The sequence below is a fragment of the Variovorax sp. AB1(2024) genome (genome assembly GCF_037482385.2).
Classification (GTDB): Bacteria; Pseudomonadota; Gammaproteobacteria; order Burkholderiales; family Burkholderiaceae_C; genus Variovorax.
In genome coordinates this window covers 3,567,038-3,582,560 of record NZ_JBBHKP020000001.1, presented here as the reverse complement: position 1 = coordinate 3,582,560, position 15,523 = coordinate 3,567,038, and the positions used below count along the sequence as shown (strand labels likewise).

11 protein-coding genes are annotated in these 15,523 nt (G+C 66.0%); all 11 read right to left on the bottom strand.

Translation table 11 applies throughout. From position 1 onward, the window contains the following. Positions 1-27: 27 nt before the first annotated feature. The 11 genes from typA to WIX39_RS16690 all read right to left on the bottom strand — a co-directional run bounded on the left by typA (position 28) and on the right by WIX39_RS16690 (position 15,507). Positions 28-1,866, bottom strand: a complete 1,839-nt coding sequence (typA, locus tag WIX39_RS16740) for a translational GTPase TypA (protein ID WP_081270554.1) — start codon at positions 1,864-1,866, stop codon at positions 28-30. Further along, on the bottom strand, positions 1,863-2,828 hold the full coding sequence (gene truB / locus WIX39_RS16735) for a tRNA pseudouridine(55) synthase TruB (RefSeq protein WP_106934608.1): 966 nt from the start codon (positions 2,826-2,828) through the stop codon (positions 1,863-1,865). The genes typA and truB overlap by 4 nt, the downstream gene beginning before the upstream one ends. Before the next feature lie 2 nt (positions 2,829-2,830). Further along, positions 2,831-3,202, bottom strand: a complete 372-nt coding sequence (gene rbfA / locus WIX39_RS16730) for a 30S ribosome-binding factor RbfA (RefSeq protein ID WP_081270552.1) — start codon at positions 3,200-3,202, stop codon at positions 2,831-2,833. Between the two features lie 21 nt (positions 3,203-3,223). Then, positions 3,224-6,214, bottom strand: a complete 2,991-nt coding sequence (gene infB / locus WIX39_RS16725) for a translation initiation factor IF-2 (protein ID WP_106934609.1) — start codon at positions 6,212-6,214, stop codon at positions 3,224-3,226. 24 nt (positions 6,215-6,238) lie between these two features. Beyond that, on the bottom strand, positions 6,239-7,732 hold the full coding sequence (nusA, locus tag WIX39_RS16720; RefSeq protein WP_081270551.1) for a transcription termination factor NusA: 1,494 nt from the start codon (positions 7,730-7,732) through the stop codon (positions 6,239-6,241). A gap of 15 nt (positions 7,733-7,747) precedes the next feature. Continuing rightward, a complete protein-coding gene (gene rimP, locus WIX39_RS16715; RefSeq protein WP_106934610.1) occupies positions 7,748-8,395 on the bottom strand; it encodes a ribosome maturation factor RimP in 648 nt (215 codons plus the stop codon). A gap of 188 nt (positions 8,396-8,583) precedes the next feature. Continuing rightward, the gene (locus tag WIX39_RS16710) at positions 8,584-9,777 is read right to left on the bottom strand and encodes a YbfB/YjiJ family MFS transporter (protein WP_106934611.1); all 1,194 of its coding nucleotides are present in this window, start codon (positions 9,775-9,777) and stop codon (positions 8,584-8,586) included. A gap of 16 nt (positions 9,778-9,793) precedes the next feature. Then, positions 9,794-11,437: an ABC transporter ATP-binding protein gene (locus WIX39_RS16705; RefSeq protein WP_106934612.1), complete on the bottom strand. Its 1,644-nt coding sequence runs from the start codon at positions 11,435-11,437 to the stop codon at positions 9,794-9,796. Further along, on the bottom strand, positions 11,437-12,474 hold the full coding sequence (locus WIX39_RS16700; RefSeq protein WP_409195419.1) for an ABC transporter permease: 1,038 nt from the start codon (positions 12,472-12,474) through the stop codon (positions 11,437-11,439). Before WIX39_RS16700 ends, WIX39_RS16705 begins: the two co-directional genes overlap by 1 nt. 150 nt (positions 12,475-12,624) lie before the next feature. Continuing rightward, positions 12,625-13,665, bottom strand: a complete 1,041-nt coding sequence (locus tag WIX39_RS16695; RefSeq protein ID WP_081270546.1) for a microcin C ABC transporter permease YejB — start codon at positions 13,663-13,665, stop codon at positions 12,625-12,627. An 18-nt stretch (positions 13,666-13,683) separates the two neighbouring features. After that, positions 13,684-15,507, bottom strand: a complete 1,824-nt coding sequence (locus WIX39_RS16690) for an extracellular solute-binding protein (RefSeq protein ID WP_106934614.1) — start codon at positions 15,505-15,507, stop codon at positions 13,684-13,686. Between the last annotated feature and the right edge of the window lie 16 nt (positions 15,508-15,523).

Here is a 15,523-nt window from a genome sequence, read left to right as displayed (position 1 = left end):
GGCACGCGGCAAGGCGCACGCGGTCGATCAGCCTTGCGACGTGTCGCGGCCGGCGCGCTTGCGCTCGTGTTCCTTCAGGAAGCGCTTGCGCAAGCGAACGCTCTTGGGCGTGATTTCGACCAGCTCGTCGTCCTCGATGAATTCCACGCCGTATTCGAGCGTGAGTTCGATCGGCGGCGTGATCTTGATCGCGTCTTCCTTGCCGCTCACGCGGAAGTTGGTCAGCTGCTTGGTACGCGTGGCGTTCACCACCAGGTCGTTGTCGCGGCTGTGGATGCCGACGATCATGCCTTCGTACACCGGGTCGTTGGCACGCACGAACATGCGGCCGCGGTCGTCCAGCTTGCCCAGCGCGTAGGTGAAGATTTCACCGTCGTCCATCGAGATCAGCACGCCGTTCTTGCGGCCGCCGATGTCGCCCTTGTGCGGCTCGTAGCTGTCGAAGATGTTGCTGATGAGGCCCGAGCCGCGCGTCAGGTTCAGGAATTCGTTGGTGAAGCCGATCAGGCCACGCGCCGGAATGCGGTATTCCAGGCGCACGCGGCCACGGCCGTCCGGTTCCATGTTGACGAGCTCGCCCTTGCGCTCGCCCAGTGCCTGCATCACGCCGCCCTGGTGCTGTTCCTCGATGTCGGCCGTAACCAGCTCGATCGGCTCGTGCTTCTCGCCGTCGATGGTGCGGAACACCACGCGCGGCTTCGACACGGCCATTTCATAGCCTTCGCGGCGCATGTTCTCCAGCAGGATGGTCAGGTGCAGTTCGCCGCGGCCCATGACCTCGAACACGCCTTCCTCGTCGGTCTCGTTCACGCGCAGGGCCACGTTGTGCTGCAGTTCCTTCTGCAGGCGGTCCCAGATCTGGCGGCTGGTGACGTACTTGCCTTCGCGGCCGGCCAGCGGGCTGGTGTTCACGCAGAAGTTCATCGTCAGCGTGGGCTCGTCGACCTTCAGCATCGGCAGCGGTGCCGGGTTGGCCGGGTCGGTGATGGTCACGCCGATGCCGATGTCGGCGATGCCGTTGATCAGCACGATTTCGCCGGGGCCGGCTTCCGTGGCCTGCACGCGGTCCAGGCCCTGGAACGTCAGCACCTGGTTGACGCGGCCCTTGATGGACTTGCCGTCCGGACCTTCCATGACCACGACGTCCGTCATGGGCTTGATCGTGCCCTGGCTGATGCGGCCCACGCCGATGCGGCCGACGAAGGTCGAGAAGTCGAGAGCCGAAATCTGCAGCTGCAGCGGCGCGGCGGGGTCACCCTTTTGCGACGGCACGTGCTTCAGGATGGTGTCGAACAGGGCCGACATGTCGGGGCCCCACTGCTCGCCGGGCGCGCCCTCTTCGAGCGACGACCAGCCGTTGATGCCCGAGGCGTACACCACCGGGAAGTCGAGCTGCTCGTCGGTCGCGCCGAGCTTGTCGAACAGGTCGAAGGCGGCGTTGACCACCTTGTCGGGGTTGGCGCCGGGCTTGTCGACCTTGTTCACCACCAGGATGGGCTTCAGGCCGAGGGCCAGCGCCTTCTTGGTCACGAAGCGCGTCTGCGGCATCGGGCCTTCCTGGGCGTCGATCAGCAGCACCACGCCGTCGACCATCGACAGCGCGCGTTCCACCTCGCCGCCGAAGTCCGCGTGGCCCGGGGTGTCGACGATGTTGATGTGCGTGCCCTGCCAGGTCACGGCGCAGTTCTTGGCCAGGATGGTGATGCCGCGTTCTTTTTCGATCGCGTTGTTGTCCATCACCGTGTCGACCACCTTCTCGTGCTCGGCGAAGGTGCCCGACTGGCGCAGCAGTTGGTCGACCATGGTGGTCTTGCCATGGTCCACGTGGGCAATGATGGCGATATTGCGAATTTGCTTGGTACTCATGGTGTCGCTTCGGTCTGTTGTGCGTTCAAAAGAATTTGCTGGATTTCGATGGGGTTCAGCAAGCGCCCCGGAATCAGTTCGCCGCCGGTGACATGGGCGGTTCCGAGAAAGGCGGCAGGCTCGGCGCCGAAAACGGCCACCTCGCCCGCATCGGCCCAGCTGCCACGGCGGCGCAGGCCCGAAAGAAAGCGTGCAGCATCTTCCGCGCCAAGCGTGACGCGGCTGTGGCCGTCCACCAGCGCCTCGGCGGGCAGGAGCCGCGCCAGCCGCTCGTCTTCGTCCATGGCCTCCAGCGCCTCGAGCGTGACGCACTGCGCCTCGACGAAATCGCCGGTGGCGACGCGGCGCAGCGAAGTCAGGTGCGCGCCGCAACCCAGTGCCTCGCCGATGTCCTCGCCGAGGGTGCGGATGTAGGTGCCCTTGCTGACGGTGGCACGGATGCGGATGAGGTTGTCGCCCACCGCGCCGGCCACGCCGATGTCGAGCTTGTGGATCACCACGTCGCGCGGCGCCCGCTCCACTTCGACGCCCTCGCGGGCGTATTCGTACAGCGCCTTGCCGTCCTTCTTGAGCGCGCTGTGCATCGGCGGCACCTGCCGGATCGCGCCGGTGAACTGCGCCTGGACGCGCGCCAGGTCTTCCGGCGTGACGTGCACGGGCCGCTCGGCGATGACTTCTCCCTCGGCGTCGCCGGTCGCGGTTTTAACGCCAAGGCGGGCCGTGGCCTCGTAGGTCTTGTCAGCGTCCAGGTGGAGCTGGCTGAATTTGGTGGCCGCGCCAAAGCACAGCGGCAGGACGCCCGTCGCGAGCGGATCGAGCGTGCCGGTGTGGCCCGCTTTTTCCGCGCGCAGCAACCACTTGGCCTTCTGCAAGGCCTGGTTGCTGGAGAGTCCCAGCGGCTTGTCGAGCAACAACACCCCATGCACAGGGCGCCGCTGCACCCGTGTGCGTGGCGCGTTCATGGCTAGTCGTCTTTCGAGCGCGAAGCGACGGCCTGCGCGATGAGCGCGTTCATGTCGGCCGCACGCTCGGTGGTGCGGTCGAACAGGAAGTGCAGCGTGGGCACGGTGTGGATATGCAGGCGCTTGAACAGGCCGTTGCGCAGGAAGCCCGCGGCCTGGTTCAGCGCTTCGGTGGTCTCGGTCACGTCGCCCGTGAGCATGCTGAAGAAGACCTTCGCATGCGCATAGTCGGGCGTCACCTCGACCGCCTGGATCGTGACCATGCCCACGCGCGGGTCCTTCAACTCGCGCGCGATCAGCTCCGTCAGATCACGCTGGATCTGGTCGGCGACCTTGAACGCGCGGTTGGGGGCGGCGGCTTTTCTTTTCGGCATGGACTCTCTCGCGTCGAACGCTTACAGCGTCCGGGCGATTTCCTTGATCTCGAAGAATTCGAGCTGATCGCCCTCTTTGATGTCGTTGTAGTTCTTGAGCTTGATACCGCACTCAAAACCTTCGCGGACTTCGCGCACATCGTCCTTGAGACGCTTGAGCGAGTCGATTTCGCCGGTGTAGACCACCACGTTGTCGCGCAGCAGGCGGAAATGCGCACTGCGGTTGACCGAGCCCGAGGTGATGTACGAACCCGCGACGGTACCGATCTTCGAGGCCACGAACACCGTGCGGATCTCGGCCGAGCCGATGATTTCCTCGCGGCGCTCCGGTGCCAGCATGCCCGACATCGCGACCTTGATCTCGTCCACGGCGTCGTAAATGATGCTGTAGTAGTTCAGCTGGATGCCATTGCCTTCGGCCAGCTTGCGCGCACCGGCATCGGCGCGCACGTTGAAGCCGATGACGACCGCCTTCGAGGCGATGGCCAGGTTGATGTCGCTTTCGCTGATACCACCCACGCCGGCATACACGATCTGCACCTTGACCTCGTCGGTCGCCAGCTTGAGCAGCGACTGGGCCAATGCTTCCTGCGAGCCCTGCACGTCGGCCTTGATGATGATGCGCAGCGTCTGCACTTCGCCGGCCGACAGGTCGGTGAACATGTTCTGCAGGTTCGCGGCTTGCGCCTTCGCCAGCTTGGTGTTGCGGAACTTGCCGGCACGGTAGGTCGCGATTTCGCGCGCACGGCGCTCGTCGCTCATCACCATGAACTCGTCGCCCGCCTGCGGCACTTCGGTCAGACCCTGGATTTCGACCGGGATCGACGGGCCGGCGGCCTTGGTCGACTTGCCGTCTTCGTCCAGCATGGCGCGCACGCGGCCATAGGTGGAGCCGGCCAGCACCACGTCGCCGGTCTTGAGCGTGCCGGACTGAACCAGCACGGTGGCGACCGGGCCGCGGCCCTTGTCGAGCTGGGCTTCGATGACGAGGCCCTTGGCGGCGGCATCCACCGGCGCCTTGAGTTCCAGCACTTCGGCCTGCAGCAGCACCTGCTCGAGCAGGTCGTCGATGCCCTGGCCGGTCTTGGCCGACACGCCGACGAACGGAACGTCGCCGCCGTACTCTTCGGGCACGACCTCCTCTGCCACCAGTTCCTGCTTGACGCGGTCCAGGTTGGCATCGGGCTTGTCGATCTTGTTGATCGCGACCACGATCGGCACACCCGCCGCCTTCGCGTGCTTGATGGCTTCCTTGGTCTGGGGCATGACGCCGTCGTCGGCAGCCACCACCAGGATCACGATGTCGGTGGCCTGCGCACCGCGGGCACGCATGGCCGTGAAGGCCTCGTGACCCGGGGTGTCGAGGAACGACACCATGCCGCGTTCGGTCTGCACGTGGTACGCGCCGATGTGCTGCGTGATGCCGCCGGCTTCGCCAGCGGCGACCTTGGCGCGGCGGATGTAGTCCAGCAGCGAGGTCTTGCCGTGGTCGACGTGGCCCATGACGGTCACGACCGGAGCGCGCGGCAGGGCTTCCGCCGTTTGCGCCGACACGTCCTCGTCGGTGAAGGCTTCGGGATCGTCCAGCGCGGCAACCACCGCGTTGTGGCCCATTTCCTCCACCAGGATCATTGCGGTGTCCTGGTCGAGCGACTGGTTGATGGTCGCCATCTGGCCGAGCTTCATCAGCTGCTTGATGACTTCCTGCGCCTTCACGGCCATCTTGTGGGCGAGTTCCGCCACGGTGATGGTTTCGGGCACGTGCACTTCGAGAATGCGCGCCTCGACCGGTGCGGCCGGTGCATGCTGCTCGTCGTGACCGCCGCGGTCGTTGCCACGGCGACCACGCGGGCCTCCGCGCCAGTTGCCGCGACCGACACCGCCGCTGGCGTCGCCGCGGGTCTTGATTTCCTTCTTCTTGGCAGGATCGCCGGCCCAGCTCGAAGAGAGCTTGGCGGACTTGACTTCCTTGCCGGCACCGGCTGCTGCGCCGGGTGCGGCCGCAGCGCCGGGCGCCGCAGGCGCGCCGGGGCGGGCCGCAGGCGTGGCCGGCTTGTGCAGCGTGCCCTTGACCGCGGCCTTTTCGGGCTGCGGCTTCTCGGGCGCCTTGTGCGGCACCAGCACGCGGGCCGGTGCGTTCATCATGGCGCGAATGGCTTCGGCTTCGGCCAGGGCCTTGCGGCGGCGCTCGTCGAGGTCCTTGGCACGAGCGGCTTCTTCGTCGGCACGGGCCTTCGATTCGGCGGCGGCCTTGGCCTTCGCGTCTTCCTTGGCTTGCGCGGCGGCGTTCTGCGCGGCGAGCTTGGTGTCGGCAGCCTGCTGCTCGGCGGCGGCTGCCGCGGCGGCCGCTGCCGTCACTGCGGGAGCAGGTGCGGGCGCAGCCGGCTTGGCGGGGGTGCTCTTGGCGGCGGCGGCGAGAGCGGCTGCCTCGGCGGCGGCCTTCTTCTCGGCGGCGGCGCGCGCAGCTTCCTGCTCGGCCTTCTCGGCGCGCTCGGCCTTCTCGGCCTGTTCGCGTTCGCGCGCTTCGGCTTCTTCGCGCAGGCGGCGCTTCTCGGCCAGTTCTTCTTCCTGGCGGCGGATCAGTTCGGCCTGGCGGCGCGCCTCTTCCTCGCGGCGGGCCAGTTCGGCCTCGTCGACGCGGGGAGCGGCGGGTGCCGCGGCGGGCGCTTCAGCCGCCTGTGGCGCAGCCTCGGGCGAAGCCGGATGGCCGTCGTCGCGCTGGATGAAGGTGCGCTTCTTGCGCACCTCGACCTGGATGGTGCGGGCGCGGCCGGTGGCGTCGGCCTGCTTGATCTCGCTGGTCGACTTCTTGGTCAGCGTGATCTTCTTGCGCTCGGGCTCGACAGTGCCGTGGCTGGCCTTGAGGTGGCCAAGCAGGCGCTGCTTGTCAGCCTCGGTGAGCGCATCGGTGACGGCCGCTTTGGGCACGCCTGCGCTCTTGAGCTGGTCAAGCAGGGTTTCGGGAGTCTTCTTGAGCTCGTTCGCGAACTCGGCGACAGTGGTACTGGACATATTGGTTTCGTGCCTCCATGACCGTCACTCTTGGCCGGCGAACCAATGTTCGCGGGCTTTCAAGATGAGGGCTTTGGCGTCATCGGCGCTTTGGCCGGTGATCTCGGTGAGTTCATCGACCGCGAGGTCGGCAAGATCGTCACGGGTGTTCACACCCGCTGCGATCAGCTTGGGAATCAGCTCGGGGTCGAGCCCTTCGAGGTCGTGCAGGTTCTGGGACACCTGCGACTGGGCCTCGACGCCCTCTTCCTTGGCGATTTCCATGGTCAGCAGCGCATCCTTGGCACGCGCGCGCAGCTCGTTGATGGTGTCTTCGTCGAATGCCTCGATTTCCAGCATTTCGGAAATCGGCACGTACGCGACTTCCTCGAGGCTGTTGAAGCCTTCGGAGATGAGGATGTCGGCGATTTCCTCGTCGACGTCGAGCTTCTCCATGAAGAGCTTGCGGCTGGCGTCGGTCTCGGTCGCCTGCTTCTGGGCCGACTCGTTGGCGTCCATGATGTTGATCTTCCAGCCGGTGAGGTCGGAAGCCAGGCGCACGTTCTGGCCGCCGCGGCCGATGGCGATGGCGAGGTTTTCCTCGTCGACCACCACGTCCATGGCGTGCTTTTCTTCGTCCACCACGATCGACGACACGTTGGCCGGAGCCAGCGCACCGATCACGAACTGGGCCGGGTCTTCGCTCCACAGCACGATGTCGACACGCTCGCCGGCGAGCTCGTTGGTCACGGCGTTCACGCGGGTGCCGCGCACGCCGACGCAGGTGCCGATCGGGTCGACACGCTTGTCGTGCGAGAGCACGGCGATCTTGGCGCGCGAACCGGGGTCGCGGGCGCAGCTCTTGATTTCGAGCAGGCCCTGTTCGATCTCGGGCACTTCCTGGCGGAACAGCTCGACCATGAACTCGGGAGCGGAGCGCGACAGGATGATCGGCGCGCCGCGCAGCGTCAGGTCGACTTCCATGATCATGGCGCGCACGCGGTCGCCATTGCGCAGGTTTTCCTTGGCGATCATCTCGCTGCGGCGCAGGCGGCCTTCGACACGGCCGGCCTCGACGATGATGTCGCCCTTGTCCAGGCGCTTGACGGTGCCCACGAAGATCTTGTCGCCGCGCGACATGAAGTCGTTGAGCAGCATCTCGCGCTCGGCATCGCGGATCTTCTGCAGGATGACCTGCTTGGCGGCCATGGCGCCGATACGGCCGATCGGCACCGACTCGACCGCTTCCTCGATGTATTCGCCGACCTCAATGTCCGACATTTCTTCCTTGGCTTCGAAAAGCAGGATTTCCTGGTCGGGCAGTTGCAGGCCAGCTTCGTCCGGGACGACGTGCCAGCGGCGGAAGGTTTCATAGTCGCCGCTGTCGCGGTCGACCGAGACGCGGATGTCCACGTCGCCCTGATGGAGCTTCTTGGTGGCTTGCGCCAGCGCGGACTCGACCGCGCCGAAGACGACGTCACGCTCGACGTTCTTCTCGCGCGAGATCGCATCCACCAACATCAACATTTCGCGATTCATGCCACCACTCCTCTGTCATTCCGGAACTTGCGTTCCGTCGTCAATATCCGAAAAACCCGGTTGGGTTTTGGCCTTGCGGCCCTTGAAATCCACAATGGGCGCGAGCCGCGCCTCGCGCAGCTCGTCCAGCACGAAGCCCAGCGCATGCAACGGTGCAGGCGCGCGCTTCTTGCTCACTTTTTGACCCGGCTTGGGTTCCGGCGCCTCGCTCCAGACGATTTGCCAGCCCGCGGCTGCGTCAGCGCCCTCTGCCACTGCAGCACGCTCCAGCGTGCCGCGAAACTTCTTGCGGTTGGCCGACACCTGGCCCGCCGCGGCGGCGCCCATGGGCGCCTTGAGCGTGATGTCGATCACCTCGCCCACGAAACGTTCGAAATCCTGCTCATTGCGCAGCGGACGGTCGATACCCGGCGAGGACACCTCGAGCCGCTTGTAATCGACACCATCGACCTCCAGCGCGAACTGCAGCTGGCGGGTCACCTTCTCGCAGTCTTCCACCGTCACGAAAGGCTCGGGCACGCCGGCAGCCACAGCTTCGGAGGTGGGGGCCGTCCAGGGCAAATCAATCGTCACGCGCAGCAATCCCCCGGCGGAGCGCTCGATCTCTACCAGGTCGTAGCCCAGACCGGCTACGGTTTGTTCCACTATTTGCTGCAATGCCACGTGTTCGAAAAAGCCTTTTTAAGAATCGGTTTCCGTGTCACCCGCCCGCCGTGGGTGCCACCTGCATGAATAAAGCCAAAAGCTCGAGAATGCATAGACCAAAAAAAACGGGCGGTTGGTACCCGCCCGTTTGGTCGTGAGCCTCGAATTATATGCTATTCACGTGATAAATGAAGGGCCTCGACCACTCAAACTGCCACCAGACGCCGAGATTTGGACCAGACCACCGCAAATAAGAGCGATCCGAGCGCCAGGGCAGCCGCCGCGACCAGCAATGGCAGCTCGAAAGAACCGGTGCGCTGCGCGAGCGGCGCCGCAAAGAGCGGCCCGACGATCTGCCCCACCCCATAAGACGCCGTGGCATAGCCGATCAGCCCTGCCGCCGCGTTTCCGCGCAGCCGCCGCGCTTCCCGCACCGCAAAAAGGGTGATGGCGGTAAATGGCATGCCCAGCAGCAAGCTGCCGAAGGCGAACCCGACGATCGTCGGCCAGACGACCGACAGCACCACGCCGAGCGCCTGCAATGCGTAAGCCACCGCCAGCAGCAGCCGGTTGTCCCAATGCGTCGGCGCGCGGGCACCGATCAGTGCCCCTGGGATGACGGCCAGCCCGAACAGCGGCCAGAAATAGTCCGGCCACGACGAACCGGGCAGCGCCTGGCGCGCGATCACCGGCAGGAAAGTGGCCGTGATGATGTAGCCGAAGCCCGCCAGCCCGTAGAGCGAGACCAGCCAGATCGCATCGCTGCGATCGGTACGCGTCGCCGTCGCGCCCGAATCAGCAACCGACGCGGCGCCTTTGGACAACGCCAGTTGCCCGTCGTCGAAAACCCGCCAGATCACCGCGATCAGCGCGAAAGCCAGAAGGCCCAGCCCGATCCACCCGGCCTCGGAGCCCCACCGTCCGAGCGCGCCGCCCAGCAAGCCGGTCATCGCGATCCCGATGCCGGGACCGGTGTAGATCACGCCGCCCAACGTGGGCGCATTGGTCTCGGCCAGCCTTCGCAACCCCCAGCCCGACGCGAAGACGAAAACCCACGCGCTCATCACCCCCGCGGTCCAGCGCAGCACGCCCCAACTGGTGAAACTGTGCAACAGGCCCATGCCGATCAGCAGCAGCGCCGTGGCGATCAGCCCGCCGCGCACCATGGTCGATGCCTTGACGCCGATGGCCGCGCAAGTGACCGCGCCCAGGAAATAGCCCAGGTAATTGAGCGACGCCAACACCCCGCCGGCCGCCAGCTCCAGCTTTCCCTCGTGAAGCATGATGGGCAGCATGGGCGTGAAGGCAAAGCGTCCCAGGCCCATTGCCACCGCGAGGGTGACCATGCAGGCCAGCGCCGCGCGCCAGGCCTCGCGCCGGTCGCGTCCGGTTTGCGACATTTCTTGCTTGCTCCGTTTATTCCAGCAGCGCGGCGGCCACCAGTTTTTTTGTATAGGGATGCTCGGGCTCGTCGAGCACGCGCTCGACCGGCCCGTTTTCCAGAATGGCTCCGTCCTTCATCACGATGACCTGATGGGCCATGGCCCGGATCACCTCCACGTCGTGCGTGATCAGCAGGTAGCTCAGCCCGCGCTCGCGCTGCAGCCGCTGCAACAGGCCCAGCACCTGCTTCTGGATCGTCACGTCGAGCGCGCTGGTCGGCTCGTCGAGCACCAGCAGCTGCGGATCGACGATCAGCGCCCGCGCAATGGCCAGCCGCTGCCGCTGCCCGCCAGAGAATTCATGCGGATAGCGGTCGAGCAGCGACGGAAACTGCGATTCGGTCAGCCCCACGTCGGCCAGCGCGGCGAGCGCACGGGTCCGGCGCGCCTCGGCGCCAAGTTCGGGCGCATGCACGCGCAGCCCCTCGCCCACGATCTGTTCCACCGTCATGCGGGGCGACAGCGACGAGAACGGGTCCTGGAACACGACCTGCATCACCCGGCGCAACCGCAGGTCGGACGCGCGGTCGACCGCCCAGTCCTTGCCGGCAATCTTCAGCGCTCCCTGGTGCTTCAGCAGGCCCAGCGCCGCCAGCGCGAGCGTCGACTTGCCCGAGCCCGACTCGCCGACCACGCCCAGCGTCTCGCCCGGCACGATGCGGAAATCCGCACCCTGCACCGCCACGAACTCGCCCTTGCTGAACCAGCCGCCGATGCCGGGCTTAGGCACCGGATAGATCACGCGCAGCGCCTTGGCTTCGAGCACCGGCAAGGCGCCAGGGCTGGCCGCCACTGCGGCGACGTCGCGCGTCGGATGGCTGTCGATCAGCTTGCGGGTATAGGGGTGCTGCGGCGCATCGAACACCGGGGCCACGGCGCCGTGCTCGACGATGTGCCCGTTCTCCATCACGACCACGCGGTCGGCGAAGCGGCGCACCAGGTTCAGGTCGTGCGTGATCAGCAGCACGGCCATGCCGTATTTGCGCTGCAGATCGGCGAGCAGCTCCAGGATCTGCGCGCGCACCGTCACGTCGAGTGCCGTGGTCGGTTCGTCGGCCAGCAGCAGGCGCGGCTTGCAGGCGAGCGCCATCGCGATCATCGCGCGCTGACGCTGGCCGCCCGACAACTGGTGCGGAAACGCCCTCGCCCGCCGCGCCGGCTCGGGAATGCCGGTGTCGGCCAGCAGCTGCACTGCCGCCGCCTGCGCGGCGCGGGCCGACAACGCTTCGTGCAGCTCGAGCACCTCGGCAATCTGGTCGCCCACGCTGTAGAGCGCGTTGAGCGCGGTCATCGGCTCCTGGAAGATCATCGCGATCTCCTTGCCGCGGATGCCGCGCAGCTCGCGCTCCGGAATCGACAACAGGTCGCGCGGCGCTTGCTCGCGCTGCGGGCCGAAGAGCCGCGCCTCGCCGGCCACGTCGGCGTTCTGCACCAGCCGCAGCAGCGACAGCGCGGTGACGGTCTTGCCCGACCCCGACTCGCCGACGAGCGCCAGCTTTTCCCCCGTGGCGATCTGGAAGTCGATGCCGTGCACCACTTCCTTGCCGCCGAACCCGACGCGCAGGCCCTTCACGTCGATCAGGGGCTGGCCGGTTTTGGTGTTGTTGTTCTCGCTCATCACTTGTCAGCCTTGCGCGGGTCGAGCGCGTCGCGCAGCGCGTCGCCCATGAAAGTCAGCAGCATCAGCGTGACGACCAGCACGCCGAAGGTGGAAATGGAAATCCACCAGGCGTCGATGTTGGCCTTGCCCTGGCTCAGCAACTCGCCGAGCGACGGCGTGCCCGGCGGCACCCCGAGGCCGAGGAAATCGAGCGATGTCAGCGCCAGGATGGCCGCGCTCATGCGGAACGGCAGGAAGGTGACGACCGGCACCATGCTGTTGGGCAGGATGTGGCGCCACATGATCTGCAGGTTGCTCACGCCCAGGGCGCGCGCGGCACGCACGTAGTCCATCTGGCGGTTGCGCAGGAACTCGGCGCGTACATAGTCGGCCAGGCCCATCCAGCCGAACAGGCTCAGCAGGATGAGCAGCAGCGCCACGCTGGGCGCGAAGATGGCGCTGAAGATGATCAGCAGGTAGAGCTCCGGCATCGAGCTCCAGATTTCGATGAAGCGCTGGAACGCGAGGTCGGTCTTGCCCGCGAAATAGCCCTGCACCGCCCCCGCCGCCACCCCCAGCACCGTGCCGATGGCAGTGAGCGCCAGGCCGAACAGCACGCTCACGCGAAAGCCGTAGATCAGCTGCGCGAGCAGGTCGCGGCCGCGGTCGTCGGTGCCGAAGATGTTGTCGGCCGTCGGGGCTGCCGGACTGGGCGCCTTGGCAAAGTAGTTGAGCGTCTTCGGGCCGTAAGGGTTGGGCGCATAGATCGCCCAGTTGTCGCCCTTGGTGATCCGGTCGCGGATGTAGGGATCGAGGTAGTCGGCGGGCGTCTCGAAGTCGCCGCCGAAAGTCTTCTCGGAGTAGTCGCGCAGCACCGGAAAATAAGTGCGGCCTTCGTACCGCAGCACCAGCGGCTTGTCGGTCGACAGCACCTCGGCGAACAGGCTCAGCACCACCATGATGGTGAAGAGCACCAGGCTCCAGAAACCGAGCCGGTTGCGCTTGAAGCGAAGCCAGGCGCGGCGGCCGGGCGAGATATGGGTAGAGCCGCTCACCATGGGTGCATCAACCCCGCCGCGCCTGCATTCGGCAAAGCCCATTCCAGAAACACCGCGGAACCGGCTTTGCCGGGCCGCAGGTGTTGCCCCCGGTAGGGGGAAGGCGAAGCGACACGAAGTGCGCGCAGCCTGGGGGCGAGCCAGTGCTCATTCGAATTTGACACGCGGGTCCACCCATACGTAGCAGAGATCGGAAATCAGCTTCGTCACCAAGCCGATCAGCGTGAAGAGGTACAGCGTGCCCAGCACCACCGGATAGTCGCGCCGGATCACGCTCTCGTAGCCCAGCAGGCCCAGTCCGTCGAGCGAGAACAGGGTCTCGATGAGCAGCGAGCCCGCGAAGAAGGCGCCGATGAACGCCGACGGCAGGCCCGTGATGATCGGGATCAGCGCATTGCGGAACACGTGCTTCCAGAGCACCTGCCGCTCGCCCAGGCCCTTGGCCCGCGCGGTCAGCACATATTGCTTGCGGATTTCCTCGAGGAAAGCGTTCTTGGTGAGCATCGCGGTCACCGCGAAACTGCCGAGCACCATGGCCGTCACCGGAAGGGTGATGTGCCACAGGTAGTCGACGATGCGCGCTCCCCAGCCGAGCTCGTCCCAGTTGGCCGAGGTCAGCCCGCGCAGCGGGAACCACTGCAACTGCCCGCCGAAGATCACCAGCAGCGCCACCCCGAGCACGAAACCCGGAATGGCATAGCCGATCAGCACGATCAGCGTGCTGATCAGGTCGAAGCGCGTGCCCGCCCTCACCGCCTTGGCAACGCCCAGCGGCACCGCCACGCCATAGCTGATGAAGAAGGTCCACAGGCCCAGGCTGATCGACACCGGCAGCTTTTCGAGGATCAGCGTCCAGACATCCTTGTTCTGGAAGAAGCTCTTGCCCAGGTCGAAGCGCGCGAACTGCCCGAGCATCTGCCACAGGCGCTCGTGCGGCGGCTTGTCGAAGCCATAGAGCGCCTTGATCTGCTCCAGGCGCTTGGGGTCCACCCCCTGGTTGCCCCGGTAGCTGCCGCCACCCGATTCGAAACCGCCGCCTCCGCCGCCGCGCCCCGCCGTCTTGGCTTCGGCCAGGTACTGCTCGACCGGCCCGCCGGGCACGAACTGGATGACCAGGAAAGTGACGAGCAGGACGCCGAGCAGGGTCGGAATGAACAACAGCAACCGCTTGAGGACATAGGAGAGCACTGGCTGTTTCCTTCTCTTCTACTTGTTCGATTGCTTCTGCGGCTGCCTGGCCCACCAGGTGCCCATGACCCAGTCTTCACCGCCGGCATAGGGCGGCATCGGAGACTTGAACGCCAGGCGCCAGTCGTCGTAGACGATGCGGTGCGAGGTCAGCGTCCACTGGGGGATCAGGTAGTGGCTGTGCATGATGACGCGGTCCAGCGCGCGGCAGGCAGGCATCAGCTCGGCCTTGGTGTCGGCATCGACGATGTCCTTGAGCAGGGCATCGACCGCCGGGGTCGAAACGCCCATGTAATTGCCCGAGCTTTCCGTCCTGGCCGCCTTGCTGCCGAAGATTTCGAGCAATGACTGGCCCGGGTTGTTGGTGCCAGGGAAGTTGATGGTGGTGATGTCGAACTCGAAGCGGTCGAGCCGCTCCTGGTAGAGCGCGAAATCGACCGTCGCGAAGTTCAGCGTGATGCCGAGCTTCTCGAGGTTGCGGACCCACGGCGACACCGTGCGCACGCCGCCTTCCTTGCTGTCGAGGTACTCGAGCGTCATGGCGTCGCCCTTGGCGTTGCGCAGCGCGCCGTCGCGGTATTCCCACCCGGCCTCCTTCAGCAGGTCCCGTGCGCGGCGCAGGTTGTTGCGCAGCGAGTGGCCCTCGCCCTCCGTGGTGGGCGGCGTGTACATCGGCCCGAAGCTCGCGTCCGGGATCTTGCCGCGCCAGGGTTCGAGCAGGGCTTTTTCTTCCGGGGACGGCAGGCCCTGGGCCTCGCAGTCGGTGTTGCCGAACAGGTCTTTCACGCGCGGATAGCCGCCGTAGAACATCTGCCGGTTCATCCATTCGTAGTCGAGCGCCAGGCCCAGCGCCTCGCGCACGCGCGGGTCCTTGAGCTTCTCGCGGCGGCTGTTGAGCACGAAGCTCTGGAAGCCCGCGGGCTTCCTGTGCTGGAACTCGCGCTTCACCAGTTCCCCGGTGTTGAAGCGCTTGCCGTTGACCCGCCGCGCCCAGTCGCCAGCCGAGTAGAAGCTCATCATGTCGAACTCGCCGGCCTTCAGCGCCTCGAGCCGTGCCGTGTTGTCCTTGTAGATCTTCACGGTGATGCGGTCGAAATTGTGCGAACCGCGATTCACGGGCAGGTCGCGTCCCCAGTAGCCGGGGTCGCGCACGTAGGTGATGTCCTTGCCGAAGCGCACCGGACCGATCTTGTAGGCGCCGCTGCCGATGGGAATGTCCATCACTACCTTGTCGAACGGCTTGGCCTTGCCGTTCTCCATGCCCCACGCGCGGCTGAACACCGGCAGGCTGCCGACGATCAGCGGCAGCTCGCGGTTCGGCGTCTTGAAGCGGTAACGGATGGTGCGCGCGTCTATCACGTCGGCGCCATCGACTTCCTGCAGCAGGGTCTTGTAGCCGGGCGAGGTGTAGGGGCCGATCAGCGTGTCGTAGCTGTGCTTCACATCGGCCGCCTCGACCGGCATGCCGTTGTGGAACCGGGCCTCGGGCCGCAGGCGGAAGGTCACGCTGCGGCGGTCGGGTGCCACGGTGACGTCTTCGGCCAGCAGGCCGTAGCCGGAGGCGGTTTCGTCCATCGATCCGGCCAGCAGCGTGTCGAACAGCAGGCTGTCGAGGTAGGCAGGCGCCGAGCCCTTGATGGTGAACGGGTTGTACTTGTCGAAGGTGGAAACGCGCAGGTTGCTCACCAGCCGCAATTCGCCGCCCTTGGGCGCCGCCGGATCGACATAGTCGAAGGCCTTGAAATCGGGCGCGTACTTCAGGTCGTCCCAGAGTGCATATCCATGCGCAGCCCAAGCGGGAACCGCACACACCATCAACGACCAGGCCCAGAGAAACCGCATGCGAGAATTCTGCCCA